Source organism: Acinetobacter pittii (assembly GCF_022449185.1).
GTDB lineage: Bacteria > Pseudomonadota > Gammaproteobacteria > Pseudomonadales > Moraxellaceae > Acinetobacter > Acinetobacter pittii_I.
The window spans coordinates 253,530-268,097 of the sequence record NZ_JAKUKO010000004.1; the positions used below are offsets into that span (position 1 = coordinate 253,530).

Sequence of the window (14,568 nt, forward strand, 5' to 3'; positions counted from 1 at the left end):
TTTGAAAAAAGATGCATTATGCAATTTCGAAAACCGCCGAATATTGGCATTATGCTTGAAATTGTTTTGAGTGAGATCGGCATGACACAAGGACTTTTAGCAGGTAAGCGCTTTTTGATTGCAGGCGTTGCTAGTAAATTATCAATTGCTTTTGGTATTGCACAAGCATTACACCGTGAAGGTGCAGAGCTTGCGTTTACTTATCCAAACGAAAAATTAAAAAAACGTGTGGATGAATTTGCTGAGCAATTCGGTTCTAAGCTTGTGTTTCCATGTGATGTTGCTGTTGATGCTGAAATTGATAATGCATTTGCAGAACTTGCAAAACATTGGGATGGTGTAGACGGTGTTGTACACTCAATTGGCTTCGCACCTGCACATACACTTGATGGTGATTTTACTGACGTGACTGACCGTGAAGGTTTTAAAGTTGCTCATGACATCAGTGCATACAGCTTTGTTGCAATGGCACGTGCTGCAAAACCTCTATTACAAGCTCGTCAAGGTTGTTTATTGACTTTGACTTACCAAGGTTCTGAGCGTGTTATGCCTAACTATAACGTTATGGGTATGGCAAAAGCTTCTTTAGAAGCTGGTGTTCGCTATTTAGCATCAAGTCTTGGTGTTGATGGTATTCGTGTAAACGCGATTTCTGCGGGTCCAATCCGTACTTTGGCTGCTTCTGGTATTAAATCTTTCCGTAAAATGTTAGATGCCAATGAAAAAGTTGCGCCGTTAAAACGTAACGTAACCATTGAAGAAGTAGGTAATGCAGCATTATTCCTATGCTCACCTTGGGCTTCAGGTATTACTGGTGAAATTCTATATGTAGATGCTGGTTTCAATACTGTAGGTATGAGCCAATCTATGATGGATGATGAATAAGTTTCGAAATTTATTCAGGCATAAAAAAAGCCGTAGTTGAAGGACTACGGCTTTTTTTATGGGCGCAAGTTATTGCAGTAGTTCTTTTACAGGTGAACCACCTAAAGCTTGCATGAGAGTGACATACGCGTTGTATTGGCTTTGCTTGGTTTCAACGAGGCTTAAACGTGCAGTACGTGTAGTTTGCTGTGCATCGAGAAGAGTCTTTAATGCAACAGCACCATAACGGTAGCGCACTTCAGTTAAACGTTCGGTTTTTTCTGCAAGTTCAACATTACGCTCTTGTAACGCTACTTGTTTGTCGAGTTCGGTACGACTCGATAAAGCATTTTCTACATCAGCAAAAGCCTGATAAAGCGTTTGACGATATTGAATAATCGCTTTTTCATAATCTAGATTACTAATCGCGATATCTTTCTTCATATCGTTGTATTGCAAAAACGGTAAGCTTAAACTTGCCCCAAGCGTGAGGGCGGGGTTACGTAATAACTCCGTTAACGATGTGCTGCTTGAACCTAAACTGCTAGTTAGGCTAATAGAAGGGTAGTAGCTCGCCTTAGTAGCATCTTTAGTTGCTAATGCTTTTCTTAAGCGGAGCTCACTTGCTTGCAAATCAGGTCGGCGCGATAAAATGTCGGCAGGTAAGCCAGCACCAATTGCAGGTAGAGCAGTGCGTGGTAAACGCTTTGGCTCTTGAATATTTAATTGCTGCAATGGTTCATGCAATAACACCGCAATGGCTGTGCGTGTTTCAACCAGTTGCTGTTCAATCTGGCTTAAGCTTGCTTTTTGGCTTTGCACCGATTGTTCTGCTTGAGTCAGATCTACACCTGAAACAGCACCAGCTTTATATTGAATTTGTACCAAGTCATAAAGCTTTTGAGAGGTTGCGAGACTTTGCTGAGCAGTCGCATAACGTTCATTTAAATAACCCAGTTGCCAATAAAGTTTGGCCGTGGTTGCAATTAAACTTTGTCCAGTAGCTTGTAAATCTTGTTCGGTCGCTAAGGCTTCCCATTTGCTTGCTTCAGTTTGGCGTGCAAGCTTGCCAAACAAATCAAGCTCATAGCTTACACCCGCACTCATTGATAGGCCTTTAGAGCTGTCATCTCCCGAATTTAAATCGAAAGAATGTCCTGTAGAAACACTAGAATTGGTACGCAAGCCTTGTTTGTTAGCGGTTAAGTCAGCTTGTAGACGGGCTTGCTTTAGAGCAATACCTGCAACTGCTAAATCACTATTACGTTCTAATACATTACTTACAAGTTGATTGAGCTGTGCATCGTTAAAGAGTGTCCACCAACGGTCAGAATATTGATTGGCAGACATGGTTTTTGTTTTTGCTGTGTCATACTGAAAACTACCTGGAACTTGTACCGCAGGCGTTTCATAAGGTGTTTTTACTACAGCTGCACATCCTACAAGAGAACCTGTGAGAAGAAGTGCTGTGCTGAGTTTAGTCATAGAGAAAGACATGCAATTTTCCTTATTCTCGAGATAGTGCGGCAACAGGGTCAAGTTTCGCGGCATTCTTAGCAGGCAAGAAACCGAATACGACACCAATCAGTGTTGAACAGACAAATGCTGCAATAATAGAAGTGCTTGAATAAGCCACACTAAAGTTACCGCCAGCAAATTTATTAATAAGTTGCCCAAGGCCAAGCGATAGTAAGACGCCAAGCACACCACCAATTAAACACACCAAAATTGCTTCAATCAGGAATTGCTGCAAAATATCACTTTGACGCGCACCGACGGCCATACGTACGCCAATTTCCTGAGTACGTTCAGTCACCGAAACCAACATAATATTCATTACCCCGATACCACCAACGACCAATGAAATTACGGCAATTGCTGAAACCAGAAGGGTCATCGTGCTGGTTGTTTTCTCAATAGTCTGACGGATACTGTCACTGTTCATGGTGAAAATATCTTGTGCACCATGGCGCTGGGTTAATAAATTCACAATCGCATTTTCTGCGGCAGCAGTTGAATATTTGTCATTAATACGAACCACAATATTACGTACATTAGATTGTCCTAACATACGGCTCATTACGGTTGTATAAGGCATATAGACATTCAAAGTGTCATCTGAACCCATACCGCTTGTTTGTGGCTCAACCACACCAATAATACGCGCAGGTACACTACCGAGTAACACTACTTGACCGATAGGGTTGGTACCGTCACTAAAGAACTGCTTTTGAGTATTAGTATCAATGACCACATCCTGTGAGCGATCACGGACACTACGTTGATCAAAAGTTTGTCCATCTTTAAAGACCAAACCTTTCACATCGAAATAATCGTTACTCACACCATTAATGGTCGCGTTCGCTTCATTTTGTTGGTAACGCATGGTTTTGGATGTACTGACGATTGGGCTGACTGCACTAACATACGGTTGAGTCATTAATGCATCGGCATCGGCAGGTACCAAGGTTTTAAAGCTTGCAGTTTTAGAGTTATCACCAAAACCGCGGCCCTGAAATACCGTAATCGTATTTGTTCCCAGACTGCTAATATTGCTTAAAATTTGCTGTTGAGAGCCTTTACCTAACGCGACAACCGTAACAACCGATGCAATACCAATAATAATCCCCAGCATGGTTAAAAAAGTACGCATACGGTGGGCATTCATAGACAGTAAAGCCATTTGAAAGGCTTCAGATAAACGGTCTAAAGTAGAGCGCCATGCAGAAATACTTTTGCCTTTCTTCTGTTTACCTTGCAAAGCAGGCGCCGCATCAGGATCAGATTTGATTGGTTCAGCTGCTTGATCTGGAACATTAGGGCGGTCACTAATAATTTCTCCGTCACTAATCTCGATAATGCGAGTCGCATTTTTTGCAACTTGCATATCGTGGGTGACTAAAATAATAGTGTGGCCTGCGGCATTGAGTTCACGCAAAATACGCATTACCTCAACACCACTATGAGAGTCAAGCGCCCCTGTTGGTTCATCTGCCAGAATAACGTCACCGCCATTCATCAGCGCGCGGGCAATAGAAACACGCTGCTGCTGACCACCAGAAAGTTGACTTGGTCTATTGAGGGTTTTAGTACCTAAACCTAATTCGGTCAGTAAAGCCGTTGCGCGTTGTTTACGTTCAGAAGGGGTAACACCTGCATAAACAGCTGGAACTTCTACGTTACCTTCAGCAGATAAATCACCCAATAAATGGTAGCGTTGGAAAATAAAACCAAAATATTCACGGCGTAGTCGAGCGAGTTGATCTGGCTCAAGTTTACCGGTTTCTTGTCCATTAACCTTGTAACTACCACTTGTAGGTCGGTCCAAACACCCCAAAATATTCATGAGGGTCGATTTGCCGGAACCAGACTGGCCGACAATCGCAACCAGTTCACCTTCATAAATGGTCAGGTCAATACCTTTTAAAATTTGTATCGTGCTTTCGCCAGCAGGGAATTCCCGGACTAGATTGCTGACTTCAAGCAAAGCTTGTTTTGTCATGCTTACATTCCCATTGGGCCACTACGGCGACGGTTATTACTACTATTTGCTGATGCAGCAGAAGTATCTGCACTATCGGCAATCACAACTTGATCACCTTGTTTTAAGCCCGCAAGAACTTGCGCATTTACACGGTTATTAATACCTACCAAAATCTGAGTCGGTTTAGTTGTGCCATCGGCTTGTAATACACGTACAACACTTAACGTTAATTTACCTTGTTCAACCAGTTGTTTTTGTTCAGCAGTTAAATTTAAACGTTCTAAACGAACACCACTACCTGAATTTTTTCTTTCTGCACTTGGAGTCGAAGCAGCTTTATCTGTAGATTGACCAGATTTTCTTTGGCCTGAAAATTGTTTAGAACTCAGTGCTGATGAAGGAACAAGTAGGGCATTTTTAGCTGAATCTAATACGATATAAACTTGTGCTGTCATATCAATACGCAATTTACCATCAGTATTTGGCACATCGAATAACGCATTATAGTAAACAGCTGAACTGGTTGTTGAGCTTGTTGTACTTGTTGATTCACTAGAAATTGAGTCTGGAGCTGGTTCAATCTGACGTAATGTTGCATAGCGCTTAGTTTCATCACCTAAAGTTGTAAAGTAAACCTGTTGTCCTTTTTCAACTTTCATAATGTCAGCTTCACTCACCTGCGCCTTAATCGTCATGTTTTGTAGTTTTGCAATTTTGACAATTGTTGGAGCGCTTTGGTTTGCGTTTACAGTTTGGCCTTCTTCGGTCACAATCGCGACAACGGTACCATCAGTTGGAGCAACAATACGTGTGTAACCAATATTGGTTTGTGCCGTAGATTTTGTCACTTTTGCAGATTCGATCTGTGCATCTAATGCTTTAATTTGCGCCTGAGCTGTTTTATAGCTTGCCTCAGCCGATTCTAAATCTGCACGAGGCGTTGCATCTTGCGCATACATTTGTTGCTGACGGCGGTATTCAAGTTGTTTTTCATTTAAAGAAGCAACTTGTTGAAGGCGCTGCGCTTCTAAATTTTTAATATTCGCATCAGAAGTTTTTAAACTATTTTCTTGGGTGGTTGAGTCAATTTGTGCGATAAGTTGACCTTGTTTCACTTGATCGCCCAACTGTACATACATCTTTTTGACCTGACCAGATACCTGTGCACCCACACTAATCAGTTTGGTTGCATCAAGTGTACCTGTTGCAAGGACATTATTTTCAATATCTCCGCGTGTTACCTCAGCTGTAATATATTGAGGCTGCTGCTCTTTAGGCTTTAAAAATTTCCAAGCTAATACAGCAATAATGGCTATACAGACGATGATAATAACAAGTTTGATTGGCTTTATTTTTGGCATGGCGAGAGGTCGAAAAGTCTAAAATTTAATTTAGTATAAAAGCGAAATGAGGATAAAACGTGAATTTTTATGATATTTCAGGAATGAAGAAAAATGATTCGGCCGAATTATTGTATAAATAGTGTTTTCCCACATAATTCAGCAATCGCTTGCTGCATTAAATGTTGGGCATTTTCGTTCGACATTCCTTTAATTGCTGCATCTACTTGCAATAGAAGGGTAGACCAGCCTAAAAATTGTTGAGGATTTAATCTTCTTAAAGCTTGTTGATATAAACCAACCTTTGTTTTCCAGATACCAAGTTGTAATGCATTATGAGGCTGCTCAAATAATTGCATCAGTAAACGCATTTCTTTGCTTAGTGTCCATAAAATCAGACTTTCTGGTTCGCCAGCAGCAATTAAATATTGAAAAATTTTAATAGATTGAGCGAGATTACCTTCTAATAAAGCATCGCTTAAATCGTAAGTGGTATAACGAGATTGATCTTGTAGACAAGCATACAACTGTTCAATTTGAATGAGTTGTTGGTCTGGAAAAGTATCTCTTACACGCATCAAGCTATTCTTAGCTGCGAGCAGATTATGCTCATGATGCTGCATGAGCCACTGCCAGGCATCATTATCGAGTTGAATTTCAAGTTTCTCTGCTTCGGCAGATAAAATTCTTTGACGGTCTTGCGGATAGTTTGCCGTTAGGGCAACGACAACACCATTTGCTTCCACAACTTGGAAAAAAGCAGACTTTAAACTACTACTATCTTGCTTAGGTAAAACAATTAAAAGTAAGTTAGTCTCATTATGTTGGATATAACTTTTAAGTTGTTTTAGTCCATTTGCGTCAGGCTTTATATTACCATGTACTTCAATGGCAAGCTGCTGAGAAAATAAAGATAAGCTGTTAAGAGCGTTAAAAACATTTTTCCAGTCGCTCACGCTACTAATATCGTAGCGCTGTCTTTCAACTTCTTGTTGTTGCCAACTTTTACGAAAAGCATCTAATAAATTTTGTTCCAGCAAAGGTTCTTGGCCATGTAAAATCCACGCACCCCGTGCTTCCGGAATGCGTTTTAAGGCTTGTAAATAGTCAATTTTCATTGCTGATAAAACTGGAGATTAAGGTTGAGCTTTTGGTAAACGGTTTGCTGAAATCTGACGAGTAATTTGCTGTGCAATGTCATCAATTACAATACGTTGTAAATAAGATTCTTGCTGATTTTCGGTGTTAACCGTTGCAAGATCATACTGATAACTACGAGATGCAGTTAATGAACGTGGTTCAGTAATTTTATTACCCTGACGGTCTTCAATCTGGAAGGTTACGGTTAAGCGTAATAATACTTCCGTTAGTTTTCCATTTAAAAGCTGACGACGTGGTGTGTACTCTAAAACACGGAGTACGTAGGCATCATTATCATTGCTGAATTGAACACCATTTGCAGCTAAATAAACTTTTAACTGGGTTTCTAAATCATCAGTTTTAGCTGGTAACTCAAGGCTTAACTTTTTATAAACAAGCGGAGTTGCAGTCGGGTTGGTTCCTTTTAAATGAAATCCACACCCGACTAAGCCTGCACTAAGGCCTAAGGTTAAAACAACAGCGGCTAAACGTTTGGCAAAGTGCATGCTTGATCCTCTCATTAATAACTTTAATTAAACCACGAGGTTAACTAATTTATTTGGAACCACAATTTCTTTCTTTGTTGGTCCTGTTAAGAATTGTTGAACTTCTGGAAGGGCCTTAGCTTGAGCTAATAGATCTTCTTTAGAAATATCAACAGAAACTTCAAGTTTACCGCGAAGTTTACCGTTAACCTGTACAACAATCGTTTGCGTATTACGAGTTAATGCAGAAGCATCGACTTCAGGGAATGTTGCTTCTGTTACATCTGTACCAAACTGAGCCAATAATGTTTGACTTAAATGCGGTGCAAATGGAGCAAGTAAAGTTAACAGTGTAGTGATCGCTTCACGTTCTACAGCAACGTCGTTGTCATCTTTTGCTTCAAACTTATTGCTTGCATTTAACAATTCCATCAAAGCAGCAATCGCAGTATTGAATGCATGACGACGTTCGATATCATCACTTACTTTTTGGATAGTTTCGTGAGTTTTACGACGTAAATCTTGAGCATCTTTAGACAAGTTAGCAGCATCAATCGTAGAAGCTTGGTTGCCCTTTTCAAGGAAGCTCGCTACAAGGCGCCATACACGTTTCAAGAAACGGTTTGCACCTTCAACACCTGCATCAGACCATTCTAAAGATTGATCTGGTGGAGCAGCGAACATCATAAATACACGTGCTGTGTCTGCACCGTATTGATCAATAATCGCTTGTGGGTCGATCCCGTTGTTTTTCGACTTAGACATTTTTTCTTGTCCGCCGATCACAACTTCTTGACCATCACCTGAATATTTTGCAGAAAGAATACGACCTTTTTCATCGCGTTCTAATTCGATATCAGCAGGGTTAAACCAAGTTTTCTTACCATTTTCTGCTTCACGATAGAATGTATCTGCAAGCACCATGCCTTGAGTTAACAAGTTGGTAAATGGCTCATTACCTTGTACAACACCTTCATCACGCATCAATTTATGGAAGAAACGTGCATAAAGTAAGTGGAGAATCGCGTGTTCAACACCACCAATGTATTGGTTTACAGGAAGCCAGTTTTGAGCTGCTTCAGGTTTAACCATACCGCCAGTAAAGTCTGGAGATGCATAGCGTGCGTAGTACCAAGATGACTCTACGAAAGTATCCAAGGTATCTGTTTCACGACGTGCATCGCCGCCACAGCAAGGACATTTAGTTTCATAGAATTCAGGCATTTTATTAAGCGGATTACCTGAACCATCTGGAACAACGTCAGTTGGTAATACAACCGGAAGCTGGTCTTCTGGAACTGTGACTTGACCACAAGTATCACAGTTAATCATTGGAATTGGACAACCCCAGTAACGTTGACGAGAAACACCCCAGTCACGTAAACGGAATTGAACTTTAGAATTTGCTAAACCTTGTGGTTCTAATTTTGCAAGGAATGCATCGAATGCAGCTTGGAATTCCAAACCGTCAAACTCGCCCGAGTTAACAAGTTTACCTTCTTTAGAACCGTACCATTCTTGCCACTCAGTTGCAGAGTAATCTGCATCGTCAGCACCTTTGGCATCAATCACTTGCTTAATTGGCAAATTGAACTTGTTAGCAAATTCAAAATCACGTTCGTCATGCGCCGGTACAGCCATTACTGCGCCAGAACCGTAAGACATTAATACGTAGTTTGCGATCCAGACAGGAAGGTCTTCACCAGTTACAGGGTGTTTTACAAACAAGCCTGTTGCCATGCCTTTCTTCTCGGCTGTTGCCAAGTCAGCTTCTGCAACTGAACCCATGCGGCATTCTTCAATAAATGCAGCCAATTCAGGGTTGTTTTCAGCAGCTTTAAGTGCAAGAGGATGTTCTGCTGCAACAGCAACATATGTCACGCCCATAAGCGTGTCAGCACGTGTTGTATAAACAGTTAAGCCGTCAGCATAAATTTCGGTATTGGCAGATGGGAAAGTAATTTCCATACCAGTAGAGCGACCAATCCAGTTACGTTGCATGGTCAACACTTGTTGAGGCCAGCCGTCTTGTAGGGTGTCTAGGTCGTCTAATAATTCTTGTGCATAGTCCGTAATACGGAAGTAGTACATTGGAATATCGCGTTTTTCAACCAATGCACCAGAACGCCAACCGCGGCCATTTTCAACTTGTTCGTTTGCCAAAACTGTTTGGTCAACTGGATCCCAGTTTACTGTTGAAAGTTTACGGTAGATCAGGCCTTTTTTATAAAGCTGAACAAATAACCATTGTTCCCAGTGATAATACTCTGGTGTACAAGTTGCAAATTCACGATCCCAATCTACAGATAGACCTAATTTTTTTAATTGGTCACGCATGTACGCAATGTTTTCAAATGTCCATTTTGCCGGAGCAACTTTATGGGCAATTGCTGCGTTTTCTGCAGGTAAACCGAATGCATCCCAACCCATAGGTTGTAATACAGTTTCACCTTTTAAACGGTAAAAACGGCTAATCACATCGCCAATTGTATAGTTACGCACATGCCCCATATGCAGCTTGCCGCTTGGGTAAGGAAACATTGACAGGATGTAACGATGTTTACCTTCGACAGTGTCGGCAACTTTAAAGACTTTACGATTTTCCCAATCTTGTTGAACTGATGGTTCAATCGTGTTTGCTTGATATTCGGGGTCAATGTGAGAAATAGTCATAGACGTAAGCTATACAACGAAAATTGAAATGAAAGATTGCTGCACAGCATAGCGCAAAATAGAGGAAAATGTCAGTTTTTAGATGACGATTTTATCTTTTAGTATGAGCTATAAAAATTTACCAACTCATTCTTCTTCATTTTAAATAATGGAAGAGTGGTGAAAGCATTCACCACTCTTCTTTACTTATCGTAGTGCTGTAACAGATGGGGCAGGTACCGCAGGTGGAACTGCGACTGCGGGTGCATTTTTTTCCTGTACGGCGTTAGCTGCTGTTGGTATGACTTTATCTGTTTTATCTTGAGTTTGCTGTTCTGGGGGGGGATGTCGAATTTTTTACGGATGATTGGCTACCGTAAATCGAAACTGTGTTCAAATGTTTCGTGCCTTTAGGTGGTGGAGTCGTGGTGTAATGTGTTGAGCCACTTTTATCTACCCATTTGTAATATTGCTGTGCCTGACTTTGAGTTGAGTAAATTAAAATTGCTGTTGCAATTGCTGTATATGAGATTGTTTTTAAATAAGATAAATTCATATCAGATATTCCCCAAAGAAAGCTGGCTATATTTAAATAAAGTTCATAAATAAGCAATTTACAATTCATGGTTTTATATAAAAAAGAAGAATTATTTTTAATAAATAGAGGGTAGAACTACCAAATTTACGATTTAATCTTAGATCAAAAAAGAAGCAGCTAATTTTTTTTATGGAAAAACCTTTTCTTTAATCTTGACTTTAGTGAATTAAACAACAAAAATGCTTCCTTTAGTTTTATATGCGATTATTTGATCACCCTTCGAATAATTGTCATGTTTTGTAATAGACATTCTCTCTAGCCGAGAGAGTGATTTTACTAAAGTATGTATATCCAGACATGCTTTATTAATGTTAAAAAAGCTTATACGGCTGAAAAACAGAAATTTTTCTATTGCAACGAAAACTAGACAATATGTGTGCTATAACAGTGCAGACAATTCAATGAATGAAACACTATTTGTGCCTTCCATAAATAGTGATAAAGATTTTAGGGTGAATCACGTTGGAACTTTTATCTGGTGGTGAAATGCTCGTTCGTGCTCTTGCGGACGAAGGCGTTGAACATGTTTTTGGTTATCCAGGCGGCGCTGTATTACATATTTATGATGCGCTATTTCAACAAGACAAAATTAATCATTACCTCGTACGTCATGAACAAGCTGCTGGTCATATGGCAGATGCTTACTCGCGTGCTACAGGTAAGACTGGCGTAGTACTGGTCACTTCTGGACCTGGCGCAACCAATACAGTAACTCCAATTGCAACAGCTTATATGGACTCAATCCCAATGGTGATTTTGTCTGGCCAGGTTGCATCACATCTTATTGGTGAAGACGCTTTCCAAGAAACTGATATGGTGGGTATTTCACGTCCGATCGTGAAACACAGCTTCCAAGTTCGTCACGCAAGTGAAATTCCTGCAATTATCAAAAAAGCATTTTATATCGCAGCAAGTGGTCGCCCTGGTCCAGTTGTAGTCGATATTCCTAAAGATGCGACAAATCCTGCAGAAAAATTTGCGTACGAATATCCTGAAAAAGTGAAGATGCGTTCTTACCAACCACCTTCACGTGGTCATTCTGGCCAAATTCGTAAAGCGATTGATGAGCTTTTAAGTGCAAAACGCCCTGTAATTTATACAGGTGGTGGTGTTGTTCAGGGTAATGCATCGGCATTATTGACTGAACTCGCGCATTTACTCGGTTATCCGGTGACTAATACACTTATGGGCCTTGGTGGCTTCCCTGGCGATGATCCACAGTTTGTGGGCATGTTGGGTATGCACGGTACTTATGAAGCAAATATGGCGATGCATAATGCTGACGTCATTCTTGCAATTGGTGCGCGTTTTGATGACCGAGTGACCAATAACCCAGCAAAATTCTGTGTGAATGCTAAAGTTATTCATATTGATATTGATCCGGCGAGCATTTCAAAAACAATTATGGCGCACATTCCAATTGTAGGGGCGGTTGAGCCTGTACTTCAGGAAATGTTGACGCAATTGAAACAATTGAATGTGTCTAAGCCAAACCCTGAAGCAATTGCTGCGTGGTGGGATCAAATTAATGAATGGCGTAAAGTTCATGGCTTAAAGTTTGAAACCCCGACTGATGGCACAATGAAGCCACAGCAAGTTGTTGAAGCTTTATATAAAGTCACTAACGGTGATGCCATCATTACTTCAGATGTTGGCCAACACCAAATGTTTGGTGCGTTGTATTACAAATACAAGCGTCCACGTCAATGGATTAACTCAGGCGGATTAGGCACCATGGGCGTAGGTTTACCTTATGCTATGGCTGCTAAGCTTGCTTTCCCTGATCAACAAGTTGTTTGTATTACTGGCGAAGCTTCAATTCAAATGTGTATTCAAGAGCTTTCAACATGTAAGCAATACGGCATGAATGTGAAGATCTTGTGCTTGAATAACCGTGCTTTAGGTATGGTGAAGCAGTGGCAAGATATGAACTATGAAGGTCGTCATTCAAGCTCATACGTTGAATCATTACCTGATTTTGGCAAATTGATGGAAGCTTATGGCCATGTGGGTATCCAGATTGATCATGCTGACGAACTAGAGTCGAAGCTTGCTGAAGCAATGGCGATTAATGATAAATGTGTATTCATTAATGTCATGGTTGATCGCACGGAACATGTTTATCCAATGCTGATCGCAGGTCAGTCTATGAAGGATATGTGGTTAGGTAAAGGGGAGCGTACATAATGAGACATATTATTTCTGTACTCGTTGAAAATGAAGCTGGTGCGCTTTCTCGCCTTGTTGGTTTATTTAGCCAACGTGGATATAACATTGAAACACTGAATGTTGCGCCAACCGAAGACCCAACTTTGTCACGCTTAACATTAACAACTTATGGTGATGACCATAAGATTGAACAGATTACTAAGCAGCTCAATAAACTTGTTGAAGTTGTAAAAGTAGTTGATTTATCAGAAGGTGCACACATCGAACGTGAACTTATGCTAATCAAAGTAAAAGCATTAGGAGCTTCACGTGCCGAAATTAAGCGCACTGCGGATATTTTCCGTGCGCAAATTGTAGACGTGACACCAACGACCTATACCATTCAAATAGCAGGGACAACTGAAAAATTAGATGGTTTTATCGATGCACTTGCAGAAAACACCATTCTTGAAGTCGTTCGTTCAGGTGTATCTGGTATCGCCCGTGGCGAAAAAGTATTAACCATTTAATTTTTTAAAAAGTATTTTAGCGGAGAACACAAATGCAAATTTTTTACGATAAAGACTGTGACTTATCAATCATCCAAGGCAAGAAAGTAGCGATTATTGGTTACGGTTCTCAAGGTCATGCTCATGCACTTAACCTTAAAGACTCAGGTGTAGACGTAACTGTAGGTTTACGTGCAGATTCAGCTTCTTGGAAGAAAGCTGAAAATGCAGGTCTTAAAGTTGCAGAAGTTCCTGCTGCTGTTAAGCAAGCTGACCTCGTAATGATTTTGACTCCAGATGAATTCCAATCACAACTTTACCGTGATGTGATTGAGCCAAACATCAAAGAAGGCGCGACTCTTGCATTTGCTCATGGTTTCTCTGTTCTTTACAACCAAGTTGTTCCACGTAAAGATTTAGACGTAATCATGGTTGCTCCAAAAGCACCTGGTCACACTGTACGTTCAGAGTTCCAACGTGGTTCAGGTGTTCCTGACCTAATCGCAATCCACCAAGATGCTTCTGGTAATGCACGTAACGTTGCTCTTTCTTATGCTTCTGGCGTAGGTGGCGGCCGTACAGGTATTATCGAAACTTCATTCCGTGAAGAAACTGAAACTGACTTATTCGGTGAGCAAGCAGTTCTTTGTGGTGGTGCGGTTGAATTGGTGAAAATGGGCTTCGAAACTTTAGTGGAAGCTGGTTATGCACCAGAAATGGCTTACTTTGAATGCTTACACGAACTTAAGCTAATCGTTGACTTAATGTTCGAAGGCGGTATCGCTGACATGAACTACTCAGTTTCTAATAACGCTGAGTACGGCGAATACGTAACTGGTCCTGAAGTTATTAACGAACAGTCTCGTGAAGCAATGCGTAATGCATTGAAACGTATTCAATCTGGTGAATATGCTAAGATGTTCATTCAAGAAGGTGCGTTAAACTACCCATCTATGACAGCTCGTCGTCGTCAAAATGCTGCACATGGTATTGAACAAACTGGTAATAAGTTACGTGCAATGATGCCATGGATTCAAGCAAACAAAATCGTAGACAAAGAAAAGAACTAATTTTCTTTATCTAACGTTTTAAAAGAACCCTGCTTTAAGCAGGGTTCTTTATTTATACTATTTTATTTGAATGTGAAAATTGCGATTAGGTCAACTTGACTAGATTAAATAAATTCTATATTTTTCATACAATTGGCTGCTTAATTTTTATTTACTTTATTGATTTATAAAGTAAAAAATACTTGACCAAAAGATAGATAATGTTATTGTTTATAACTGACTGAATAAGTCAAATTTACTAAAATTTCTTTAACATGTTTAATTGTATTTTGGGCAAT

10 protein-coding genes and 1 pseudogene are annotated in these 14,568 nt (G+C 40.3%); 4 read left to right on the forward strand and 7 right to left on the reverse strand.

Annotated elements, in window-relative coordinates; translation table 11 throughout:
• The first annotated feature begins 81 nt into the window (after nt 1-81).
• On the forward strand, nt 82-885 hold the full coding sequence (gene fabI, locus MKX14_RS11520; RefSeq protein WP_031944198.1) for an enoyl-ACP reductase FabI: 804 nt from the start codon (nt 82-84) through the stop codon (nt 883-885).
• A 69-nt stretch (nt 886-954) separates the two neighbouring features.
• Here the strand turns inward: fabI and cmeC are convergent, their stop codons facing one another.
• The 7 genes and pseudogenes from cmeC to MKX14_RS11555 all read right to left on the reverse strand — a co-directional run bounded on the left by cmeC (nt 955) and on the right by MKX14_RS11555 (nt 10,521).
• Complete coding sequence (gene cmeC, locus MKX14_RS11525; protein WP_240282517.1) at nt 955-2,349, reverse strand: efflux transporter outer membrane subunit; 1,395 nt, start codon at nt 2,347-2,349, stop codon at nt 955-957.
• Nucleotides 2,350-2,371: 22 nt separating this feature from the next.
• Complete coding sequence (gene macB / locus MKX14_RS11530; protein WP_002114873.1) at nt 2,372-4,366, reverse strand: MacB family efflux pump subunit; 1,995 nt, start codon at nt 4,364-4,366, stop codon at nt 2,372-2,374.
• A gap of 2 nt (nt 4,367-4,368) precedes the next feature.
• A complete protein-coding gene (gene macA, locus MKX14_RS11535; protein ID WP_017398821.1) occupies nt 4,369-5,709 on the reverse strand; it encodes a MacA family efflux pump subunit in 1,341 nt (446 codons plus the stop codon).
• A gap of 107 nt (nt 5,710-5,816) precedes the next feature.
• Nucleotides 5,817-6,806 carry a DNA polymerase III subunit delta gene (holA, locus tag MKX14_RS11540; RefSeq protein ID WP_017398822.1) on the reverse strand — a complete coding sequence of 330 codons (990 nt, stop codon included), beginning with the start codon at nt 6,804-6,806 and terminating at the stop codon, nt 5,817-5,819.
• 18 nt (nt 6,807-6,824) lie between these two features.
• Nucleotides 6,825-7,334, reverse strand: coding sequence for an LPS assembly lipoprotein LptE (lptE, locus tag MKX14_RS11545; RefSeq protein ID WP_002115142.1), 510 nt, complete (start codon nt 7,332-7,334; stop codon nt 6,825-6,827).
• A 27-nt stretch (nt 7,335-7,361) separates the two neighbouring features.
• Entirely contained in the window at nt 7,362-9,986 is a 2,625-nt protein-coding gene (leuS, locus tag MKX14_RS11550; protein ID WP_240282483.1) for a leucine--tRNA ligase, read from the reverse strand.
• Between the two features lie 186 nt (nt 9,987-10,172).
• A pseudogene (locus MKX14_RS11555) lies at nt 10,173-10,521 on the reverse strand (DUF4124 domain-containing protein).
• A gap of 504 nt (nt 10,522-11,025) precedes the next feature.
• Here MKX14_RS11555 and ilvI point away from each other — a divergent pair.
• From ilvI to ilvC, 3 genes are read left to right on the forward strand one after another with little or no spacing between them, the layout of a single operon-like run.
• Nucleotides 11,026-12,750: an acetolactate synthase 3 large subunit gene (gene ilvI, locus MKX14_RS11560; RefSeq protein ID WP_005079103.1), complete on the forward strand. Its 1,725-nt coding sequence runs from the start codon at nt 11,026-11,028 to the stop codon at nt 12,748-12,750.
• Nucleotides 12,750-13,241 (forward strand): acetolactate synthase small subunit, encoded by a 492-nt coding sequence (gene ilvN / locus MKX14_RS11565; RefSeq protein WP_044101205.1) that lies wholly within the window; start codon nt 12,750-12,752, stop codon nt 13,239-13,241. Before ilvI ends, ilvN begins: the two co-directional genes overlap by 1 nt.
• A 32-nt stretch (nt 13,242-13,273) precedes the next feature.
• The gene (ilvC, locus tag MKX14_RS11570) at nt 13,274-14,290 is read left to right on the forward strand and encodes a ketol-acid reductoisomerase (RefSeq protein ID WP_046811400.1); all 1,017 of its coding nucleotides are present in this window, start codon (nt 13,274-13,276) and stop codon (nt 14,288-14,290) included.
• The last annotated feature ends 278 nt before the right edge of the window (nt 14,291-14,568 follow it).

What these genes read in the sequence shown, in the direction of transcription:
- cmeC (WP_240282517.1), bottom strand. Translation starts at nt 2,349, where the DNA reads ATGACTAAACTCAGCACAGCACTTCTTCTCACAGGTTCTCTTGTAGGA.
- ilvC (WP_046811400.1), top strand. Translation starts at nt 13,274, where the DNA reads ATGCAAATTTTTTACGATAAAGACTGTGACTTATCAATCATCCAAGGC.
- leuS (WP_240282483.1), bottom strand. Translation starts at nt 9,986, where the DNA reads ATGACTATTTCTCACATTGACCCCGAATATCAAGCAAACACGATTGAA.
- holA (WP_017398822.1), bottom strand. Translation starts at nt 6,806, where the DNA reads ATGAAAATTGACTATTTACAAGCCTTAAAACGCATTCCGGAAGCACGG.
- macB (WP_002114873.1), bottom strand. Translation starts at nt 4,366, where the DNA reads ATGACAAAACAAGCTTTGCTTGAAGTCAGCAATCTAGTCCGGGAATTC.
- lptE (WP_002115142.1), bottom strand. Translation starts at nt 7,334, where the DNA reads ATGCACTTTGCCAAACGTTTAGCCGCTGTTGTTTTAACCTTAGGCCTT.
- fabI (WP_031944198.1), top strand. Translation starts at nt 82, where the DNA reads ATGACACAAGGACTTTTAGCAGGTAAGCGCTTTTTGATTGCAGGCGTT.
- ilvN (WP_044101205.1), top strand. Translation starts at nt 12,750, where the DNA reads ATGAGACATATTATTTCTGTACTCGTTGAAAATGAAGCTGGTGCGCTT.
- macA (WP_017398821.1), bottom strand. Translation starts at nt 5,709, where the DNA reads ATGCCAAAAATAAAGCCAATCAAACTTGTTATTATCATCGTCTGTATA.